Below are 16,567 nucleotides of genomic sequence, written 5' to 3'. Positions count from 1 at the left end.
CGGTATTTGTAGATATTTGTAGTCCTGCTCAGTGATTACCCCAGAAAAGGTATGGTAGATGGAAAAAAAATTAAAAGCAGTCATTCCGGTTGCCGGGCTTGGCACTCGGATGTTACCAGCGACTAAAGCAATTCCGAAGGAAATGCTGCCAGTAGTTGATAAACCCCTGATTCAATATATCGTGGATGAATGTGTTGCTGCCGGGGTCAAAGAGATCGTGTTGGTGAGTCACTCTTCCAAGAACGCAATAGAAAACCATTTTGATACATCGTTTGAACTTGAAGCGGCCTTGGAATCTCGGGTTAAGCGGCAGTTATTAAAAGAGATTAAGAATATTTGCCCGCCAGATGTCACTATCATGCAAGTGCGTCAAGGTCACGCTAAAGGGCTAGGGCATGCGGTACTGTGTGCTCAACCGATGGTGGGTGATAATCCCTTTATTGTATTGCTGCCAGATGTGTTACTCGATGATTCAACGGCTGATTTGTCGAAAGAGAACCTTGCCAGCATGATCAAACGTTTTGAAGAAACCGGGCGTAGCCAGATCATGGTGGAACCGGTGCCTCAAGCAGATGTGTCCAAATACGGTATTGCTGATTGCGGCCATGTCGATTTAGCGCCGGGTGAAAGTACTCTTATGACTGCGGTGGTCGAGAAGCCTTCTGTGGCTGATGCGCCGTCTAATTTGGCTGTAGTGGGCCGCTATGTTTTGTCCAAAGATATTTGGCCGCTGCTGAAGAAAACTCCGCGCGGTGCTGGTGATGAAATTCAACTGACTGATGCTATCGCGATGTTAATGGAGCAAGAGCCGGTTGAAGCTTTCCATATGACGGGTAAATCTCACGATTGCGGCGACAAATTAGGCTATATGAAAGCCTTTGTGACTTATGGTGTTCGTCATAATACCGAAGGTGAAAAATTTACTGCCTGGCTGAAAAAACAAATCAATTAACATTGGTTTAGCAGCTAAAAATAGAATAATTCTAAATTCGAAAGAGAAATCAGTAGGTTAATTATGACCAAATTGAAAGCAGTGATCCCTGTAGCCGGTTTAGGTATGAGAATGCTGCCAGCGACGAAAGCCATTCCGAAAGAAATGCTGCCAATTGTTGATAAGCCATTAATCCAATATGTGGTTAACGAATGTGTTGCTGCTGGTATCAAAGAAATCATTTTGATAACCCATTCATCAAAGAATGCGGTAGAAAACCATTTCGATACCTCTTATGAACTGGAAGCCATGTTGGAGGCGCGAGTTAAGCGCCAGCTATTGGATGAAGTGCAATCTATCTGCCCTCCGGGTGTAACGATTATGCATATTCGCCAGGGGCATGCTGAAGGATTGGGTCATGCTGTGCTATGTGCCAAACCGCTGGTGGGCAATGAGTCATTCGCGGTGTTGTTGCCGGATGTATTGATTGATGATGCCAAATCAGATCTGACTAAAGATAATTTGGCTCAATTGGTTAAACGCTTTGATGAAACCGGTGTCAGTCAGGTATTGGTACACTCGGTCGAGCCAGAGGCATTATCTAACTACTCGGTGATTTCTTGCGAAAAATCCGATTTGGCACCGGGTGAAAGTAGCCGTATTAAAGCCATGGTCGAGAAACCACAAAGCCCAGTTGACCTACAGTCAAATCTGTCTGCCGTTGGGCGCTATGTTCTGTCTGCTGATATTTGGCCACTGTTGGAACAAACCAAGCCAGGTGCCTGGGGCCGAATTCAACTGACTGACGCCATTGATGCATTGACGGAGAATGCGCCAGTGGAAGCTGTAGCCTTGACCGGGCAATCCTATAACTGTGGTGAGAAACTCGGATATATGCAGGCATATGTCGCTTATGGCCTGCGCCATCCGCAGCAAGGTGCAGAGTTTAAAACCTGGCTGAAAGAATTTATGTCCTAACCAACGGTTAGATAAATGAAAAGCAATCCATGTGGTTGTCTTTTTTTTTTGTATAAATTGGCACGATAAATAAATCAGGTTGGCCGTTATCTCCGATAAAGCAAACGTGTGCGAACAGCAACTGGTCAGTTGTGCTATCTATCGCACCAATCACTACCCAGCTGACATAATCCTGAGTTAACATGTTTCCCACATCAAAAACCTGTTGGCCTCAAGGCCGGTAACAGGTGTCATCTCTCAGACAGGAGTTTTTTAATGTCCAAACAACAGATTGGCGTTGTCGGTATGGCGGTGATGGGCCGTAACCTGGCGCTCAACATCGAAAGCCGTGGTTATTCCGTTTCTATTTTTAACCGTTCATCAGACAAAACTGACGAAGTCGTTGCCGAGAATCCAGGTAAAAATTTGGTGCCGAGCTATACCGTGGAAGAATTTGTTGATTCACTGGAAAAGCCGCGTCGTATCCTGCTGATGGTGAAAGCGGGTGAAGCTACTGATAAGACCATCGCTTCACTAACGCCACACTTGGATATTGGTGACATTCTGATTGATGGTGGTAATACTTATTACAAAGACACCATTCGCCGCAACCGCGAACTTTCTGCGCAAGGCTTCAACTTTATCGGTACGGGTGTTTCCGGTGGCGAAGAGGGGGCATTGAAAGGCCCATCCATCATGCCTGGTGGGCAGAAAGAAGCCTACGAGCTGGTTGCCCCCATTCTTGAAAAAATTGCTGCCCGCGCTGATGATGGCGATGCTTGTGTTGCTTATATCGGTGCAGATGGTGCTGGCCATTACGTTAAAATGGTTCACAACGGCATCGAATACGGCGACATGCAGTTGATCGCAGAAGCGTATTCTCTGTTGAAACAGTCTTTGGGCTTGAGCAACGAAGAGCTGGCAAGCACCTTTGCTGAGTGGAACAAAGGCGAGCTGAATAGCTACCTAATTGATATTACTAAAGATATTTTCACCAAAAAAGACGAAGCTGGTAAATATCTGGTTGACGTTATTTTGGATGAAGCCGCGAACAAAGGTACCGGTAAATGGACTAGCCAAAGTTCTCTGGACTTAGGCGAGCCATTAACACTGATCACTGAATCTGTGTTTGCCCGTTACTTGTCCTCCCTGAAAGATCAACGCGTTGCGGCCTCTAAAGTGTTGACTGGCCCTACAGTGAAACCTTTCGAGGGTGATAAAGCTGAATTTATCGAGAAAATCCGTCGCGCATTGTACTTGGGTAAAATCGTGTCCTATGCGCAAGGTTTCTCTCAGTTGAAAGCCGCTTCTGAAGAAAATAACTGGGATCTGCATTACGGTGAAATCGCTAAGATTTTCCGTGCTGGTTGCATCATCCGCGCTCAGTTCCTGCAAAAAATCACTGATGCGTATGCCGAAAATGTTGATATTGCAAACCTACTGTTAGCACCTTACTTCAAACAGATCGCTGATGAATACCAGCAAGCACTGCGTGATGTGGTGTCTTACGCTGTTCAAAACGGTATCCCAACACCGACGTTCTCTGCGGCGATTAACTACTACGATAGCTACCGTTCAGCTGTGTTGCCAGCCAACCTGATTCAGGCGCAGCGCGATTATTTTGGTGCGCATACCTATAAGCGTACTGATAAAGAAGGTGTGTTCCATACCGAGTGGCTTTAAGTTAACGGCTACTGCGCGTTCGTATTTTGATATTAGGCAGTGCTCGTCATCCTCACGTACTCAGTGTACGCTCCGGTGACTGTGCGCTGTCCGCAATCAAACGACTTTCGCTCGCCACGCCTTGAATTGATGAACTGTTAGGTCAACTAAACAAGAATTGAGTGCAAGTAGGCGTATTCTTAAGCACGTTAGGCTTGATGCTCAGTGATTCTAAAGGTTTATCTAATAAAAACGCCCTCGATGCTGAGTCGAGGGCGTTTTTTTGCTGATAAGAAAGGCAATCAGGTAATTACTTCTCGTGACGTTCGCGCAGGCGACCTATCACTTTACTCAGATCCAAGTCCTGATCCTGCAATAACACCAGCAAGTGATACATCAGATCTGATGCTTCATTTGTTAGCTCTTCGCGGTCATTCACTGTCGCGGCGAGGGCAGTTTCTACCCCTTCTTCGCCCACTTTCTGCGCGATACGTTTAGTTCCGCTGGCATACAGTTTTGCGGTGTAGGAACTGGCTGGATCTGCTGATTTACGTGAGGCTAACAACTGTTCTAGTTGATACAAGAAGCCCCAGTCGCTGGCCGCCGGGGCGAAGCAGCTATTATTGCCTAAATGACAGGTTGGGCCGATAGGATTGACCAGAATCAGCAGGGTATCATTGTCGCAGTCTGGGTAGATATTAACGACATTGAGGAAATGGCCAGAGCTTTCGCCTTTGGTCCATAAACGCTGTTTAGTGCGAGAGAAAAAAGTGACTTTGCCGGTTTCTTCTGTCACTGCCAGCGCTTCTTTGTTCATGTACCCCATCATCAGAACTTCGCCAGATACGGCATGCTGAACGATGGCTGGCATCAGATTGTCGACTTTTTCCCAATCCAGTTGGTTAATTTGTTGTTCACTTAACACACTCTTATCTCCACGCCTTGTTCAGACAAATACTTTTTCAATTCGCCGATATTAATGATTTGCTTATGGAATACAGAGGCGGCTAACGCGCCATCGACATCCGTATCACGGAATGCTTCCAGGAAGTGCTCTGGTGTTCCGGCACCGCCAGAGGCGATAAGTGGAACATGGCAGATGGCTCGCATCTGTTTCAATTGGCGTAAATCATAGCCGTTACGCACGCCATCTTGATTCATCATATTTAGCACAATCTCACCGGCTCCGCGTAACTGGACTTCTTTTATCCAATCTTCGGTCTGCCAGGTGGTGGCTTTGGTCCGTTTTTCATCGCCGGTAAATTGATAAACCTGATAGCTGTCACTTTCCTCGTCATACCAGGTATCAATACCCACCACGATGCATTGTACGCCATAGCGGTCAGCCAGGCGGGTAATTAAGGTCGGATCAGCCAGTGCGGGTGAGTTGATAGAGATTTTATCTGCTCCAAAAGTGAGGATTTGACCGGCATCTTCCACACTCTTAATGCCACCTGCGACGCAGAACGGAATATCAATCACTTCTGCCACTCGTGATACCCAACTTTTATCAACAACCCGTCCATCAGAGGAGGCTGTGATATCGTAAAATACCAGCTCATCAGCGCCTTCCTGTGCGTAGCGCTGTGCCAACGGCACGATGTCGCCGATGATTTCGTGATTACGGAACTGGACGCCTTTGACCACTTGGCCGTCTTTCACATCCAGACAAGGGATTATACGTTTTGCCAGCATGCGATCGCCTCCTTCACGTTAAACTTGCCGTCCAAGAGTGCACGGCCGACAATCACACCTTGCACACCGCTGCTGCGCAAACGGGCAATATCATCCAGACAACCAATGCCGCCAGAGGCCTGGAATGCCACTTGTGGGTAGCGCTGGCACACTTCTTGATACAGCTCGACATTCGAGCCACTCAAGGTACCATCACGGGAGATATCCGTGCATAGCACATGCTTTAGGCCGAAAGGCAGATATTGTTCGACAATTTGCTCCAGTGTGGTGTTGGAGTTTTCCTGCCAGCCACTGATCGCCACTTCTTTGCGGCCCGCATCATTAATGCGCACATCCAGCGCTAATACAATGGCTTCAGCACCGTAGCGCTCAAACCATTGTTGCACCATTTCCGGCTGTTTAACGGCGGTTGAGCCAACGACAACTCGTGTTGCACCAGCTTCCAGCAGTGCGACAACATCTTGCTCATTACGGATACCACCGCCAACTTGCACCGGGACATCAACACCGGCCAGTAGCTCACGCAATAGCGGGATCTGGCGGGCGGCGGGATCTTTAGCACCGGTCAAATCAACCAGATGTAATACTTGAGCACCTTGCTGCTGATAATCCTGCAAGCGCGGCAAAGGGTGATTGCCATAATCGCGCTGTTGGCCGTAATCGCCCTGATGCAAACGCACCACCTTGCCTTCGATCAAATCCAAAGCGGGAATAATCATGGTGCTTACATCTCCAGAAAGTTTTTCAGCAATTGGGCTCCAGCCGCTCCGGAGCGTTCCGGATGAAACTGCACGCCAAAGAAGTTGTCTTTTTCGACTGCGGCGGTAAACGGCTCGCCGTAATTGGCTTGGGCAATGGTATTTGGGCATATTGGCATTGCATATCCGTGCACAAAGTAGAAATAAGTTCCGTCTGGGATACCACGGAACAGATGATTGCCCGCCTGAGGCGTAATCTGATTCCAACCCATATGCGGCAGTGGCAAACCGAAGTCCATCATCTGTTTTACCGGCGCATCAATGATACCGAGCGTTTCAATACCACCGCTCTCTTCACTGCTGGTTGCCAGCAATTGCATTCCGAGGCAGATACCCAGCACCGGTTGGGTGCAGCTCTTGATAAGCTCAATAAGATCGCGCTGCTTCAACTGATCCATCGCCGCGTGAGCTGTGCCCACACCGGGTAAAAATAGTTTATCGGCGCGCAGAACGATTTCTGGGTCACGGCTGATAACCGGTGCATAACCTAAACGCTGCACCGCGTAGGTGACAGAGGAGAGGTTGGCGCAACCTGTATCCAGAATCACCACATTCATCAAAGTACCCCTTTGGAACTTGGCAGGGTATTACCCTCAACACGGATTGCCTGACGTAAGGTACGGCCAAACACTTTAAACAGACTTTCTACCCGGTGGTGATCGTTGCGGCCTTTGGTTTTCAGGTGCAGGGTGCAGGCCATTGCATAGGAGAGGGAGCGGAAGAAGTGCTCGACCATCTCGGTGCTCAGGTCGCCGACGCGCTGATAGTTAAACTCCGCTTTGTATTCCAAATGTGGTCGACCGGAAATATCCAGTGCGCAGCGAGCCAGGCATTCATCCATTGGCAGTACAAAACCAAAACGGCCAATACCGCGTTTGTCGCCCAGGGCGTTGTTAATCGCCTCGCCCAGTGCCAGTGCGGTATCTTCTACGGTGTGGTGGTCATCAATGTAGAGGTCACCGCTGACCTGGATATCCATGCGGAAGCCGCCGTGAGTCGCGATTTGGTCTAGCATATGGTCGAAGAAACCGACGCCGGTTTTTATTTTGCTACCGCCTTCGCGATCCAGCCAGACATCGACATCAATGGCAGTTTCTTTCGTGACGCGGTTAACGTGAGCATGGCGATCACGCTGGGTCAGTTGCTTGGCAATTTGTGACCAATTCAAGCCATCGCGCTGATAACGCAAGCCACTGATGCCCATATTTTGCGCCAGTTGCAGGTCAGTCTCGCGGTCGCCGATAACATAGCTGTTGGCACTATTCATTACGCCTTCGGCCAAATAGCTTTCAACTAAGGCGGTTTTGGGTTTACGGCAAGCGCAGTTGTCCGCCGGTAAGTGTGGGCAAATCAAAACCTGCTCAAAATTGATCCCCTGAGAGCTAAAAATCTGCATCATCAGGTTGTGTGGTGGGGAGAAGGTTTCTTGCGGGAAACTGGCGGTACCCAAGCCATCTTGATTGGTTATCATGACCAAACGGTAATCCGCTTTTTGCAGCGCTAATAATGCCGGGATTACATCTGGTTCCAGCGCCAGTTTATCCAGCCGGTCAACCTGATAGTCTTCCGGTGGCTCGGCAATCAGGGTGCCGTCTCTGTCAATAAAAAGAAATTTCTGGCTCATATCGTTTCCTTACGGAGGCTGGCGGTATTGGCATTTTCGTTTTTATTAGTGCTATTCGGGCTATCAACTCCAGGCAGAGGAGCAAGAGCGGCAATCACTCGCTCACACTCCTGACGGGTGCCTACCGTAATGCGCAGGCAGTTGGATAACCCAGGTTGCTTATTTTGGTCACGCAGGATGATGCCTTGGTCCCACAGTGTTTTGAATACATTGCTGGCGGCGGTAAAACGGGCCAGTAAATAGTTACTTTCACTGGTAAATACCTGCTCAACACAGGCACAGTCTTGCAGCGCGCTTTGTAACCATGCGCGGTTAGTTCGTACTTCGTTTACCCGCTGGCGCATTTGCTCAAGACCTTGTGGGCTGAGCGCTTGTGCAGCAATATCGGCCACCGGTGTAGACAACGGATAGGGCGCGATCACTTTCAGCAACAATTGGATGATATCGCTGTTGGCCAAGGTAAAGCCACAACGTAAACCGGCCAATGCAAAAGCTTTCGATAAGGTGCGCAAAATGACTAAATTCGGATAATCTTTTAGCCAACTGCTCACTGAAGCTTGTGGACAAAATTCAATATAAGCTTCGTCAATAGCCACAATAGCGCGACCTTGTGCCAACTCCAGTACTTCGCGCAAATCAGCCGGGTTGATCAAGTTACCGGTTGGGTTATTCGGGCTGCAAATATAGATCAGTTTCACCCGGTCCAGATTGGCTTTAATCGCCGGTAAATCTAGCTGCCAATCCGCTTTCGTTTGCACGGTGCGCAATTCAACACCAAAGGTTTCGGCGCTGACGGCATACATACCATAGGTCGGTGGGCAGAACAGAATGGCATCCTGACCCGGTTCGCAGAAGGCGCGGATTAGCAGCTCAATCCCTTCATCAGCTCCGCGGCTGACTAACACCTGCTCGGTTGCTAAACCGGCATAAGCAGCGTAACGCTCGATAACCAGTTTAGGCTGGCATTCAGGGTAGCGGTTGAAGGTCTGCGCCGTTAGCTGATATTCCGTCGCTAATGGATATTCATTGGCATTGAGCCATACATCGCCATTACCGCCCAGACGGCGGGCAGACATATAAGGGGTCAGGGCACGGACGTTGGCGCGGGCCAACTCAGTGACATTGGCAGATTGACTCATGCTTGCTCCTTTTGGGCGGCGGTCAGGGCCGCAACACGTAAGGTAACGGCGTTTTTGTGGGCGGTGAGTTGTTCGGCTTGCGCTAAGATTTCAATCGTTGGAGCCAGACCCAGCAAGCCCTGTGGTGTTAATTGCTGCACGGTCATACGCTTAACAAAATCGGCCAGACCTAAACTGGAATAAGTTGAGGTATAACCATAAGTCGGTAACACGTGGTTGGTACCGGAGGCATAGTCACCCGCTGATTCTGGCGACCAGTCACCCATAAACACTGAGCCGGCATTATCAATCTTATCGATAATATCTTCCGGCTGGCGTATTTGCAGAATCAAGTGCTCTGGCCCGTATTGATTACTGATATCAATGCATTGCTGCAAGTTTTTGGTAATGATCAAACGGCTACTTTCCAGCGCCTGACGGGCAATGTCAGCGCGCGACAACTGCTGAAGTTGTTGCTCAACTTCGACTGCAACGGCCTGAGCAATCGCGGCATCGGGTGTCAGTAAGACCACTTGTGAGTCTGGCCCGTGCTCGGCTTGAGACAGCAAGTCTGAGGCGATAAACGCCGGTGTTGCGCCACTGTCGGCGATAACCAACACTTCGGACGGGCCGGCTGGCATATCGATCGCTGCGCCATCCAGACGCTGGCTGACCTGACGTTTTGCTTCTGTAACGTAAGCATTGCCCGGCCCAAAAATTTTATTCACTTTAGGCACTGATTCGCTGCCAAATGCCATGGCAGCAATCGCCTGCGCCCCACCAATTTGGAACACTTCCTGAATACCGCACAATTGCGCGGCATACAGAATTTCATCAGCAATAGGCGGAGGAGAACATAAAATAACGCGCTGGCAACCGGCAATGCGCGCTGGGGTGCCGAGCATCAATACGGTAGACAGTAGCGGAGCAGTACCGCCGGGAATATACAAGCCGACGGAAGCAATCGGGCGGGTGATTTGCTGGCAACGCACGCCCGGTTGAGTTTCAATATCCACCACGGGCATTTTCTGCGCGTTGTGGAAGATTTCAATATTACGTACCGCTTGCGCCATAGCTTGCTTGATGTCGTCATTCAAGCGCCCGGCAGCGGCAGCTATCTCATCGCTACTGATACGGATATTGGTAACCTGCACGGTATCAAAGCGTTGGCTGAAATCACGCAAGGCACTGTCGCCCTCGGCTTTCACCCGATCAAGGATTTCGCTGACGGTTGCGGTGATTCGCTCAGAGGCATTAATTGCCGGGCGGCTCAACAGCGCTTTTTGCTGCTCTTCGCTGCATTGCTGCCAGTCGATTAGGGTATTGAAATTCGTCGGCTGCATTCTTTACTCCATCATCTTTTCAATCGGTAATACCAGAATAGAGCTGGCACCCAGCGCCTTCAGTTTTTCCATGGTTTCCCAGAACAGGGTTTCGCTACTCACCATGTGCATCGCTACGCGGCTCTTGTCACCGGCTAATGGCAGAATGGTAGGGCGCTCGGCACCCGGCAGCAGCGTGATGATTTCGTCCAAACGTTCACTTGGCGCGTGCATCATGATGTATTTGGATTCGCGTGCTTGAATCACACCCTGAATTCGGGTCATCAGGCGGTCAATCAGCTGTTGTTTGTCCGCTGGCATTTCGCCATCGCGCTGAATCAGGCAAGCTTTAGAGCGGTAAATCACTTCGACTTCGCGCAGGCCGTTAGCTTCCAGGGTGGCACCGGTTGACACCAGATCACAGATGACGTCGGCCAAACCAGCCCGTGGTGCCACTTCAACTGAACCGTTCAGCAAACAGGATTTAAAAGCCACACCTTGTTTATCAAGATATTGCTTTAAAATGTGCGGGTAAGAGGTGGCGATACGCTTATTTTGCAGGCATTGTGGGCCGGTGTATTCGGTATCCAGTGAGGCAGCCAGCGACAGGCGGCAACCACCGAAATCCAGACGGCGCAAGGTGAAGTAACGCGGGTCTTCGCCTTGCGCGCGGCGGCTCAACAACTCTTCTTCCAGCACGTTTTCGCCAATGATCCCCAGGTCAACCACCCCATCCATCACCAGCCCTGGGATATCGTCATCACGCACACGCAGGATATCGATTGGCATATTTTCAGCAAAGGCGATCAGGCGTTGTTGTTGTAAATTGATTTTAATCCCGCAGCGCGACAACAGCTCATGGCAATCGTCACTGAGGCGGCCTGATTTCTGCATCGCAATGCGTAAACGTGTTTTATCTAACATGGTAATCCTCTTAATCTATAAAATAATGAGCAACAAAAAAGCCCTCGGAAGATAATCTTCCGAGGGCTTTCTCTATTGCGTTCTAGCGCCACCTGGAAGATTCGTTAACCGTCTCCCAGCACACATCGGCCTGCAAGACTAGTCAGGATGATGGTGATGATGGTGATTAAATTGAACGCTATTCATAGTTGTTTCTCTGTTTGGGCTTTCTGACATAATCAAATAGCCATATTTGTGACGTGTCATAATTTCTGTCAATCAACGTAAACCATCCTGCAGGTAGCGCGCAACCTTTTTTTCACCTGACGGCTTTATTTCATGGTGACAAGCTGCGGTTTATCGACCAGCAATCGTTTTCTTTTCAGCGGTTATCTCTCAATTTTTTGTCAGTTTAAGCAGGAAATTGTTACGTATAGTCATTACACCGACAAATAAAAATACGCGCATAATCTCGAGTAATTGTTAGGTGACATTGGTTGGCGTAGATTATTAGTATGGAGTGGGTTGTCGGTATGAACCGGTCGAGGGTAATTGAGATGAAAAAAATAGCTATTATTGGTTTGGGCTGGCTGGGAATGCCATTGGCGCAATCATTGGTCCGCCGTGGTGTGCAGGTTGTTGGAAGTAAGACTACGCCAGATGGCGTTGAAGCTGCCAGAATGAGCGGGATTAATTGCTATCAACTGCAACTGACGCCGGAGCTGATTTGCGACCCGGATGACTTAGAACAGTTAATGACGGTGGATGCACTGGTTATCACTTTGCCCGCCAGTCGCACAACTGACGGTAGCGCACAGTATTTTCAAGCGGTGCAGATGGTAGTCGACAGTGCATTAGCGTTCGGTGTGCCGCGTATTATTTTTACCAGTTCTACCTCGGTTTATGGCGAAACCCGTGGCCGAATCAAAGAAAACTCCCCCCTACAACCGGTGACCACGGCGGGAAAAACGCTGGCAGAACTCGAACTCTGGTTGCACAAATTACCCAATACCTCGGTGGATATTTTACGTCTGGCGGGGCTGGTGGGGGCGGAGCGCCATCCGGGCCGTTTCCTTGCGGGTAAAACCAATGTAAAAGGTGGTTCGCAGGGCGTTAATTTGGTGCATCAGGAAGATGTCATCTCCGCCATCGAGTTACTGCTCAATCTGCCCAGAGGCGGCCATATTTATAACCTGTGCGCGCCAGCCCATCCGCGCAAACGCGATTTTTACCCTGAGTGCGCACGCGCGTTACAACTGACACCACCTGAGTTTGCACCAGAAGAGGCTGAGGAAGCACCACGCGAGATTGATGGCAGTAAGATTTGCAGTGAGTTGGGGTTCGAGTATCAATATCCAGACCCGGCAAGAATGCCTTTGAATTAATTATCTTATCGGCTACTGCGCGTTGTCATACTGAGATTGTGCAGTGCTCGTACTCCTCACGTACTACGTGTACGCTTCGGGTACTGCGCGCTGTACGCACTCAGTCTGACTTCGCTCGCTACGCCTCGAATGTATGAGTCGATAAAACATTCGAAATAAACATCAAATATAAGAAGGCCCTCCCTAGGCGCGGCTCATCCTTTCACTCACTTATTTCGCACCCAATCACCGCTTCTGATGAATATAGGTCAACGCCAGCGCCATCGCCAGAACCAATCCTTTGATAATATCCATCGCGTAGTAAGGCACTGACAGCATCACCAGCCCGTTTTGCAGCACACCAAGGATAATCGCACCAATTAAGGTGCCGAAGGCATTGGGTTTGCCGGAACCGGCGAGTGAAAAGCCAATATAGGCTGCTGCCACGGCATCCATCAGATAGCCGCCGCCAGCATTGACTTGTGACGAGCCAATCCTCGATGCCAGTAAAATCCCACCCAGTGCCGCCAGCAGAGATGACAATACATAAGCCAGCACCCGATAACGCACAGTTCGAATGCCCGCCAAACGCGCCGCTTCCGGATTCCCTCCGATGGCATACATCCGACGGCCATGTTTGGTCAGCGACAAATACAACTGCACTACAATTGTTACCGCCAACATAATAAGCACGATCACCGGCACTTGACCCAGTGCTGAAAACATCTCAGGAATGACGCCCTCCGCCATATCGCCGCTGGGTAGCAGCATATTCTGCGTGATAGAGCCGCCATAGCTGTACGTCATGGCCACGCCCTGAATCACAAACAGGCTGGCCAGGGTTGCCAGCATATCGGGGATTTTCAGCACCACAATCAGAAAGGCATTAAACAGCCCCACCAGAGTACAAATAAGCAAGGTCAGGATGATGGCTCCGGTCGTGCCAAACCCGTACCAGACAAACAGCGATACGACGATGGCATTCGCCAGCGACGCGGTGGAACCGACCGATAAGTCAAAGCCGCCAATCGACAGGGAAATCGACACGCCGATGGCAATCACCGTCACAATGGCAATGGAGCGTAAAATGTTGATGATATTGTTGGGATCAAGAAAATTGTCTGAGGCTAGCCCAAATAACGCGATTAGCGCCACAACGGTGAGTAACATCCCCCATTTGTAGAGAAAATCAAACAACTGGTGACGCCACGGCTGCGCGTCTGGCAGGGGTATTTCTTTACTCACTGAGGGGTTCCTCCGGTTGAAAATAGTAATAATGTTTCTTCATCGACATCGGCGGCATTCAGTTCCGCCACAATACGCCCATCCCACAACACACAGATACGAGAGCATAAACCGACTAATTCAGAGAATTCACCGGAAGCATAAATAATACCTTTTCCCTGCTGCGCTAACCCATCAATCAGATTGAATAGATCCTGTTTGGCTTTGATATCCACCCCTTTGGTTGGCTCATCAAAAATCAGCACTTGGGCATTCCCGCGCAGCCACTTGCCTATCGCCACTTTTTGCTGATTTCCCCCCGATAAACGGGCCAGTTTTTGTTGCGGCGATGAGGTGCGGACTCCCAGTCTCTGAATGATCTCTTTGGCCCAACTCAACTCCTGGCGACGGCTAAAAATACTCCAGCGCGAAAAGCTGTCATCAGCGGCCACACTCAGGTTCATCGGGATACCTTCGTGGATAAAAATGCCTTCTTTACGTCGTTCTTCTGGCACCAAAGCCAACCCCTGCGCGACGGAGCGGTCTGGCGAACGTGGTTTCCACGGTTTACCCTGTAATTCACCCTGATCAACCCGGCTCGGCGTGGCGCCAAACAAGGCTTTGCACAATTCGGTTTTACCCGCGCCAGCTAAGCCGGCAATCCCTAATATTTCCCCTTCATGTAATGTCAGGGAGATATCGCGTAACTTGTGTTGGTCATGTAACCCCTTAACGGACAATAAGGTTTTGTTACTGGAAGCGGTTCGTCGAGGGGGGTAAATATCATCCAAGGTATGACCGAGCATTTTTTCGACAATTTGTTCACCACTCAGGTCACCCATTGCATCATGGCTGACCTTGCGGCCATCGCGTAATACGGTCAATTGATCACAAACTTCCCGCAATTCATGAATGCGATGCGAAATGAAAACGATGGCTATCCCTTCGGATTGCAGGCGGCGAACCACTGTAAACAAACACGCACTCTCTTCTTGATCCAGTGGCGCGGTAGGCTCATCCAGAATCAGAAAACGGCATTGATGGGAAAGGGCGCGGGCCAACAGCACCTGCTGCTTTTCGGCTAATGTGCAGGATTCCAGGCGCTGGCGCACATTCAATTTGAGATCGAGTTGCTCGAGTAGCGCTCCTGCCTGACGGTACAATTGCGGCCAGTTAAACAGGTGCCCCTGTTCAGCCAGCGTATCCAGCATAATATTTTCTGCTACCGACAGAGTTGGAACCAGCGCAACATCAACTTCTTGCTGAACCACATGAATACCATGCTGTTTTGCCTGACGGGGTGAGTGAATATCTACCTGCTGACCATCAATGAAGATCTCACCACGATAGTGACTGTGAGCGCCGGAGAGGATCGCCATCAAGGTCGATTTACCCGCACCATTAGCACCGACTAATGCATGAGCCGAACCACCTTCCAGTGTGAAATCAACTTGTTGTAGGGCATGAAATCCAGAAAACGAGATAGAGATATTTCGCATCTCAAGGCGGGCGGGAGTGATGGTAGACATAATTTCGATGACTGCCCTATAAAAGATTGTAACGAAACAGGCAGTCAATAATGCTGCTGATATCATTCTTTTTTAACATAGTTTCTATTATTCGCAACAAACTAAAATAGTTAAGGTATATCAAAAAGTTATTAAACAATGATAAGTATGCCCTTAAGATGGGAAAACGCAGATGACATCACAACTTAAAATAAATAATGAGTTAAAAGGGATAGGGGCATGAGCACGAACGCAATCCGAGTGCAGGTGGGGCCTGCCAACTATTTTTCTTTTCCCGGCGCTATCGACAAACTGAGTGAGTTTTATCCTCAGGCGGTACTGGAAAATGCGCTGTGGATCTATGGAGAGCGCGCTTTGGCCGCAGCTATTGATTATCTGCCAGCAGAATTTAACCGCCCTCAGGCGGTGCGCGCGTCATTTTCGACCCATTGCAGTGAATCTACTGTGGCTGATTTGGTGAGCGCGGCGGGCAGTGATCGCCAAGTCGTGATAGGCATTGGCGGCGGGGCGGTATTAGATACAGCAAAGGTGGTGGCACGTAAACTGGGTTTGCCAGTAGTGGCGATTCCCACTATTGCCGCAACCTGTGCGGCCTGGACTCCGCTTTCCGTTTGGTACAATGATGCCGGACAAGCACTGAATTTTGAAATTTTCAAAGATGCCAATCACTTAGTATTAGTCGAGCCACGCATTATTTTACGGGCACCGGTGGAATATCTGCTGGCCGGGATTGGCGATACCCTGGCGAAATGGTACGAGGCGGGGGTTCTTAGCCCGCAACCGGAAACGTTATCTTTGACAGTCCGTTTGGGGTTACAGGTTGCTTTGGAGATTCGCAATGTGTTGCTCAAACAGAGTGAAGCCGCATTGCAAGCGGTGAAGCAGGGTGAACTGACGCAAGATTTCCTCGATGTGGCTGATGCGATTATTGCCGGTGGTGGCATGGTTGGCGGGTTGGGCGAGCGCTATACCCGCGTGGCGGCTGCTCATGCGGTACATAACGGTTTGACGCTATTGCCGCAAACTGAACATTTTTTGCATGGCACCAAAGTCGCCTATGGGATATTGGTTCAGACCGCCTTGTTGGAGCAGGATGAAGCCTTGCAATCCCTGATTGTGGCATTTAATCAATTGGGCCTACCGACACATCTGGCGGCATTGAATGTTGATATTAATGACCGTGCTGTCATTGAGCTAGTGATTGGCCGAATTCTGAAGCCGAGTGAGTCAATTCATTATCTGCCCGTTGAGCTGAATTCAGACAAAATGTGGGCAGCGATTGAGCGGGTAGAAACTGCCGCTCAGCGCTGATACAGCCTGGAAAGAGCCGTTTAGATCAAACTGCCATAAGAATATTGTTTCAAGCGGTTTAACATCTTGTTTTTTGCTCCCAAGTTAGGGCAAAATACGCGCCATGCAATAACCGACGTTTAAACGCGTCGGTTATTTTTTTGCATTCGTGTTTTCACAAACCCAAGAG

Annotated in this window: 16 protein-coding genes and 1 other annotated feature; of the genes, 5 read left to right on the top strand and 11 right to left on the bottom strand. The window is 49.5% G+C overall.

Going from position 1 to position 16,567, the window contains the following annotated elements; all coding sequences use genetic code 11:
• The first annotated feature begins 58 nt into the window (after positions 1-58).
• The 3 genes from galU (YALDO0001_RS01695) to gnd all read left to right on the top strand — a co-directional run bounded on the left by galU (YALDO0001_RS01695) (position 59) and on the right by gnd (position 3,571).
• Positions 59-952 carry a UTP--glucose-1-phosphate uridylyltransferase GalU gene (gene galU / locus YALDO0001_RS01695; protein WP_004699399.1) on the top strand — a complete coding sequence of 298 codons (894 nt, stop codon included), beginning with the start codon at positions 59-61 and terminating at the stop codon, positions 950-952.
• Between the two features lie 63 nt (positions 953-1,015).
• Positions 1,016-1,909 (top strand): UTP--glucose-1-phosphate uridylyltransferase GalU, encoded by an 894-nt coding sequence (gene galU, locus YALDO0001_RS01690; RefSeq protein WP_004699398.1) that lies wholly within the window; start codon positions 1,016-1,018, stop codon positions 1,907-1,909.
• A 255-nt stretch (positions 1,910-2,164) separates the two neighbouring features.
• The gene (gnd, locus tag YALDO0001_RS01680; protein ID WP_004699396.1) at positions 2,165-3,571 is read left to right on the top strand and encodes an NADP-dependent phosphogluconate dehydrogenase; all 1,407 of its coding nucleotides are present in this window, start codon (positions 2,165-2,167) and stop codon (positions 3,569-3,571) included.
• Positions 3,572-3,860: 289 nt separating this feature from the next.
• Here gnd and hisIE read toward each other — a convergent pair whose 3' ends face one another.
• From hisIE to hisL, 9 genes are all read right to left on the bottom strand, one after another.
• Positions 3,861-4,475 carry a bifunctional phosphoribosyl-AMP cyclohydrolase/phosphoribosyl-ATP diphosphatase HisIE gene (gene hisIE, locus YALDO0001_RS01675; protein WP_019081014.1) on the bottom strand — a complete coding sequence of 205 codons (615 nt, stop codon included), beginning with the start codon at positions 4,473-4,475 and terminating at the stop codon, positions 3,861-3,863.
• Positions 4,469-5,245 (bottom strand): imidazole glycerol phosphate synthase subunit HisF, encoded by a 777-nt coding sequence (gene hisF / locus YALDO0001_RS01670; protein WP_032816140.1) that lies wholly within the window; start codon positions 5,243-5,245, stop codon positions 4,469-4,471. The genes hisIE and hisF overlap by 7 nt, the downstream gene beginning before the upstream one ends.
• Complete coding sequence (gene hisA, locus YALDO0001_RS01665; RefSeq protein WP_004699393.1) at positions 5,227-5,964, bottom strand: 1-(5-phosphoribosyl)-5-[(5-phosphoribosylamino)methylideneamino]imidazole-4-carboxamide isomerase; 738 nt, start codon at positions 5,962-5,964, stop codon at positions 5,227-5,229. Before hisA ends, hisF begins: the two co-directional genes overlap by 19 nt.
• Before the next feature lie 5 nt (positions 5,965-5,969).
• Entirely contained in the window at positions 5,970-6,560 is a 591-nt protein-coding gene (gene hisH / locus YALDO0001_RS01660; RefSeq protein ID WP_042839256.1) for an imidazole glycerol phosphate synthase subunit HisH, read from the bottom strand.
• Positions 6,560-7,627 carry a bifunctional histidinol-phosphatase/imidazoleglycerol-phosphate dehydratase HisB gene (gene hisB / locus YALDO0001_RS01655; protein ID WP_005168369.1) on the bottom strand — a complete coding sequence of 356 codons (1,068 nt, stop codon included), beginning with the start codon at positions 7,625-7,627 and terminating at the stop codon, positions 6,560-6,562. Before hisB ends, hisH begins: the two co-directional genes overlap by 1 nt.
• Positions 7,624-8,766, bottom strand: a complete 1,143-nt coding sequence (gene hisC / locus YALDO0001_RS01650; protein WP_042839255.1) for a histidinol-phosphate transaminase — start codon at positions 8,764-8,766, stop codon at positions 7,624-7,626. Before hisC ends, hisB begins: the two co-directional genes overlap by 4 nt.
• Positions 8,763-10,088, bottom strand: coding sequence for a histidinol dehydrogenase (hisD, locus tag YALDO0001_RS01645; protein ID WP_004699390.1), 1,326 nt, complete (start codon positions 10,086-10,088; stop codon positions 8,763-8,765). Before hisD ends, hisC begins: the two co-directional genes overlap by 4 nt.
• Before the next feature lie 3 nt (positions 10,089-10,091).
• Positions 10,092-10,991, bottom strand: coding sequence for an ATP phosphoribosyltransferase (hisG, locus tag YALDO0001_RS01640; protein ID WP_004699389.1), 900 nt, complete (start codon positions 10,989-10,991; stop codon positions 10,092-10,094).
• Positions 10,992-11,023: 32 nt separating this feature from the next.
• Positions 11,024-11,154, bottom strand: a sequence feature (His leader region).
• Positions 11,130-11,177 (bottom strand): his operon leader peptide, encoded by a 48-nt coding sequence (gene hisL / locus YALDO0001_RS21160; RefSeq protein WP_144405010.1) that lies wholly within the window; start codon positions 11,175-11,177, stop codon positions 11,130-11,132. Its footprint overlaps the feature before it by 25 nt.
• A 350-nt stretch (positions 11,178-11,527) precedes the next feature.
• On the opposite strand from hisL, the gene YALDO0001_RS01635 reads away from it, so the two are divergent.
• Positions 11,528-12,355, top strand: coding sequence for an SDR family oxidoreductase (locus YALDO0001_RS01635; RefSeq protein ID WP_004699387.1), 828 nt, complete (start codon positions 11,528-11,530; stop codon positions 12,353-12,355).
• 225 nt (positions 12,356-12,580) lie between these two features.
• On the opposite strand, the gene YALDO0001_RS01630 is transcribed toward YALDO0001_RS01635, so the two are convergent.
• Together YALDO0001_RS01630 and YALDO0001_RS01625 are read right to left on the bottom strand one after the other, a co-directional pair.
• Positions 12,581-13,579 carry an ABC transporter permease gene (locus YALDO0001_RS01630; RefSeq protein ID WP_042839254.1) on the bottom strand — a complete coding sequence of 333 codons (999 nt, stop codon included), beginning with the start codon at positions 13,577-13,579 and terminating at the stop codon, positions 12,581-12,583.
• Entirely contained in the window at positions 13,576-15,087 is a 1,512-nt protein-coding gene (locus YALDO0001_RS01625; protein ID WP_004699385.1) for a sugar ABC transporter ATP-binding protein, read from the bottom strand. Before YALDO0001_RS01625 ends, YALDO0001_RS01630 begins: the two co-directional genes overlap by 4 nt.
• A gap of 219 nt (positions 15,088-15,306) precedes the next feature.
• Here YALDO0001_RS01625 and YALDO0001_RS01620 point away from each other — a divergent pair, with 219 nt between their 5' ends.
• Positions 15,307-16,398, top strand: a complete 1,092-nt coding sequence (locus tag YALDO0001_RS01620; RefSeq protein ID WP_042839253.1) for an oxidoreductase — start codon at positions 15,307-15,309, stop codon at positions 16,396-16,398.
• The last annotated feature ends 169 nt before the right edge of the window (positions 16,399-16,567 follow it).

The sequence above is a fragment of the Yersinia aldovae ATCC 35236 genome (assembly GCF_000173735.1).
Classification (GTDB): Bacteria; Pseudomonadota; Gammaproteobacteria; order Enterobacterales; family Enterobacteriaceae; genus Yersinia; species Yersinia aldovae.
Note: the sequence above shows the minus strand (reverse complement) of the source record. Positions and strands in the feature narration are given on the sequence as shown.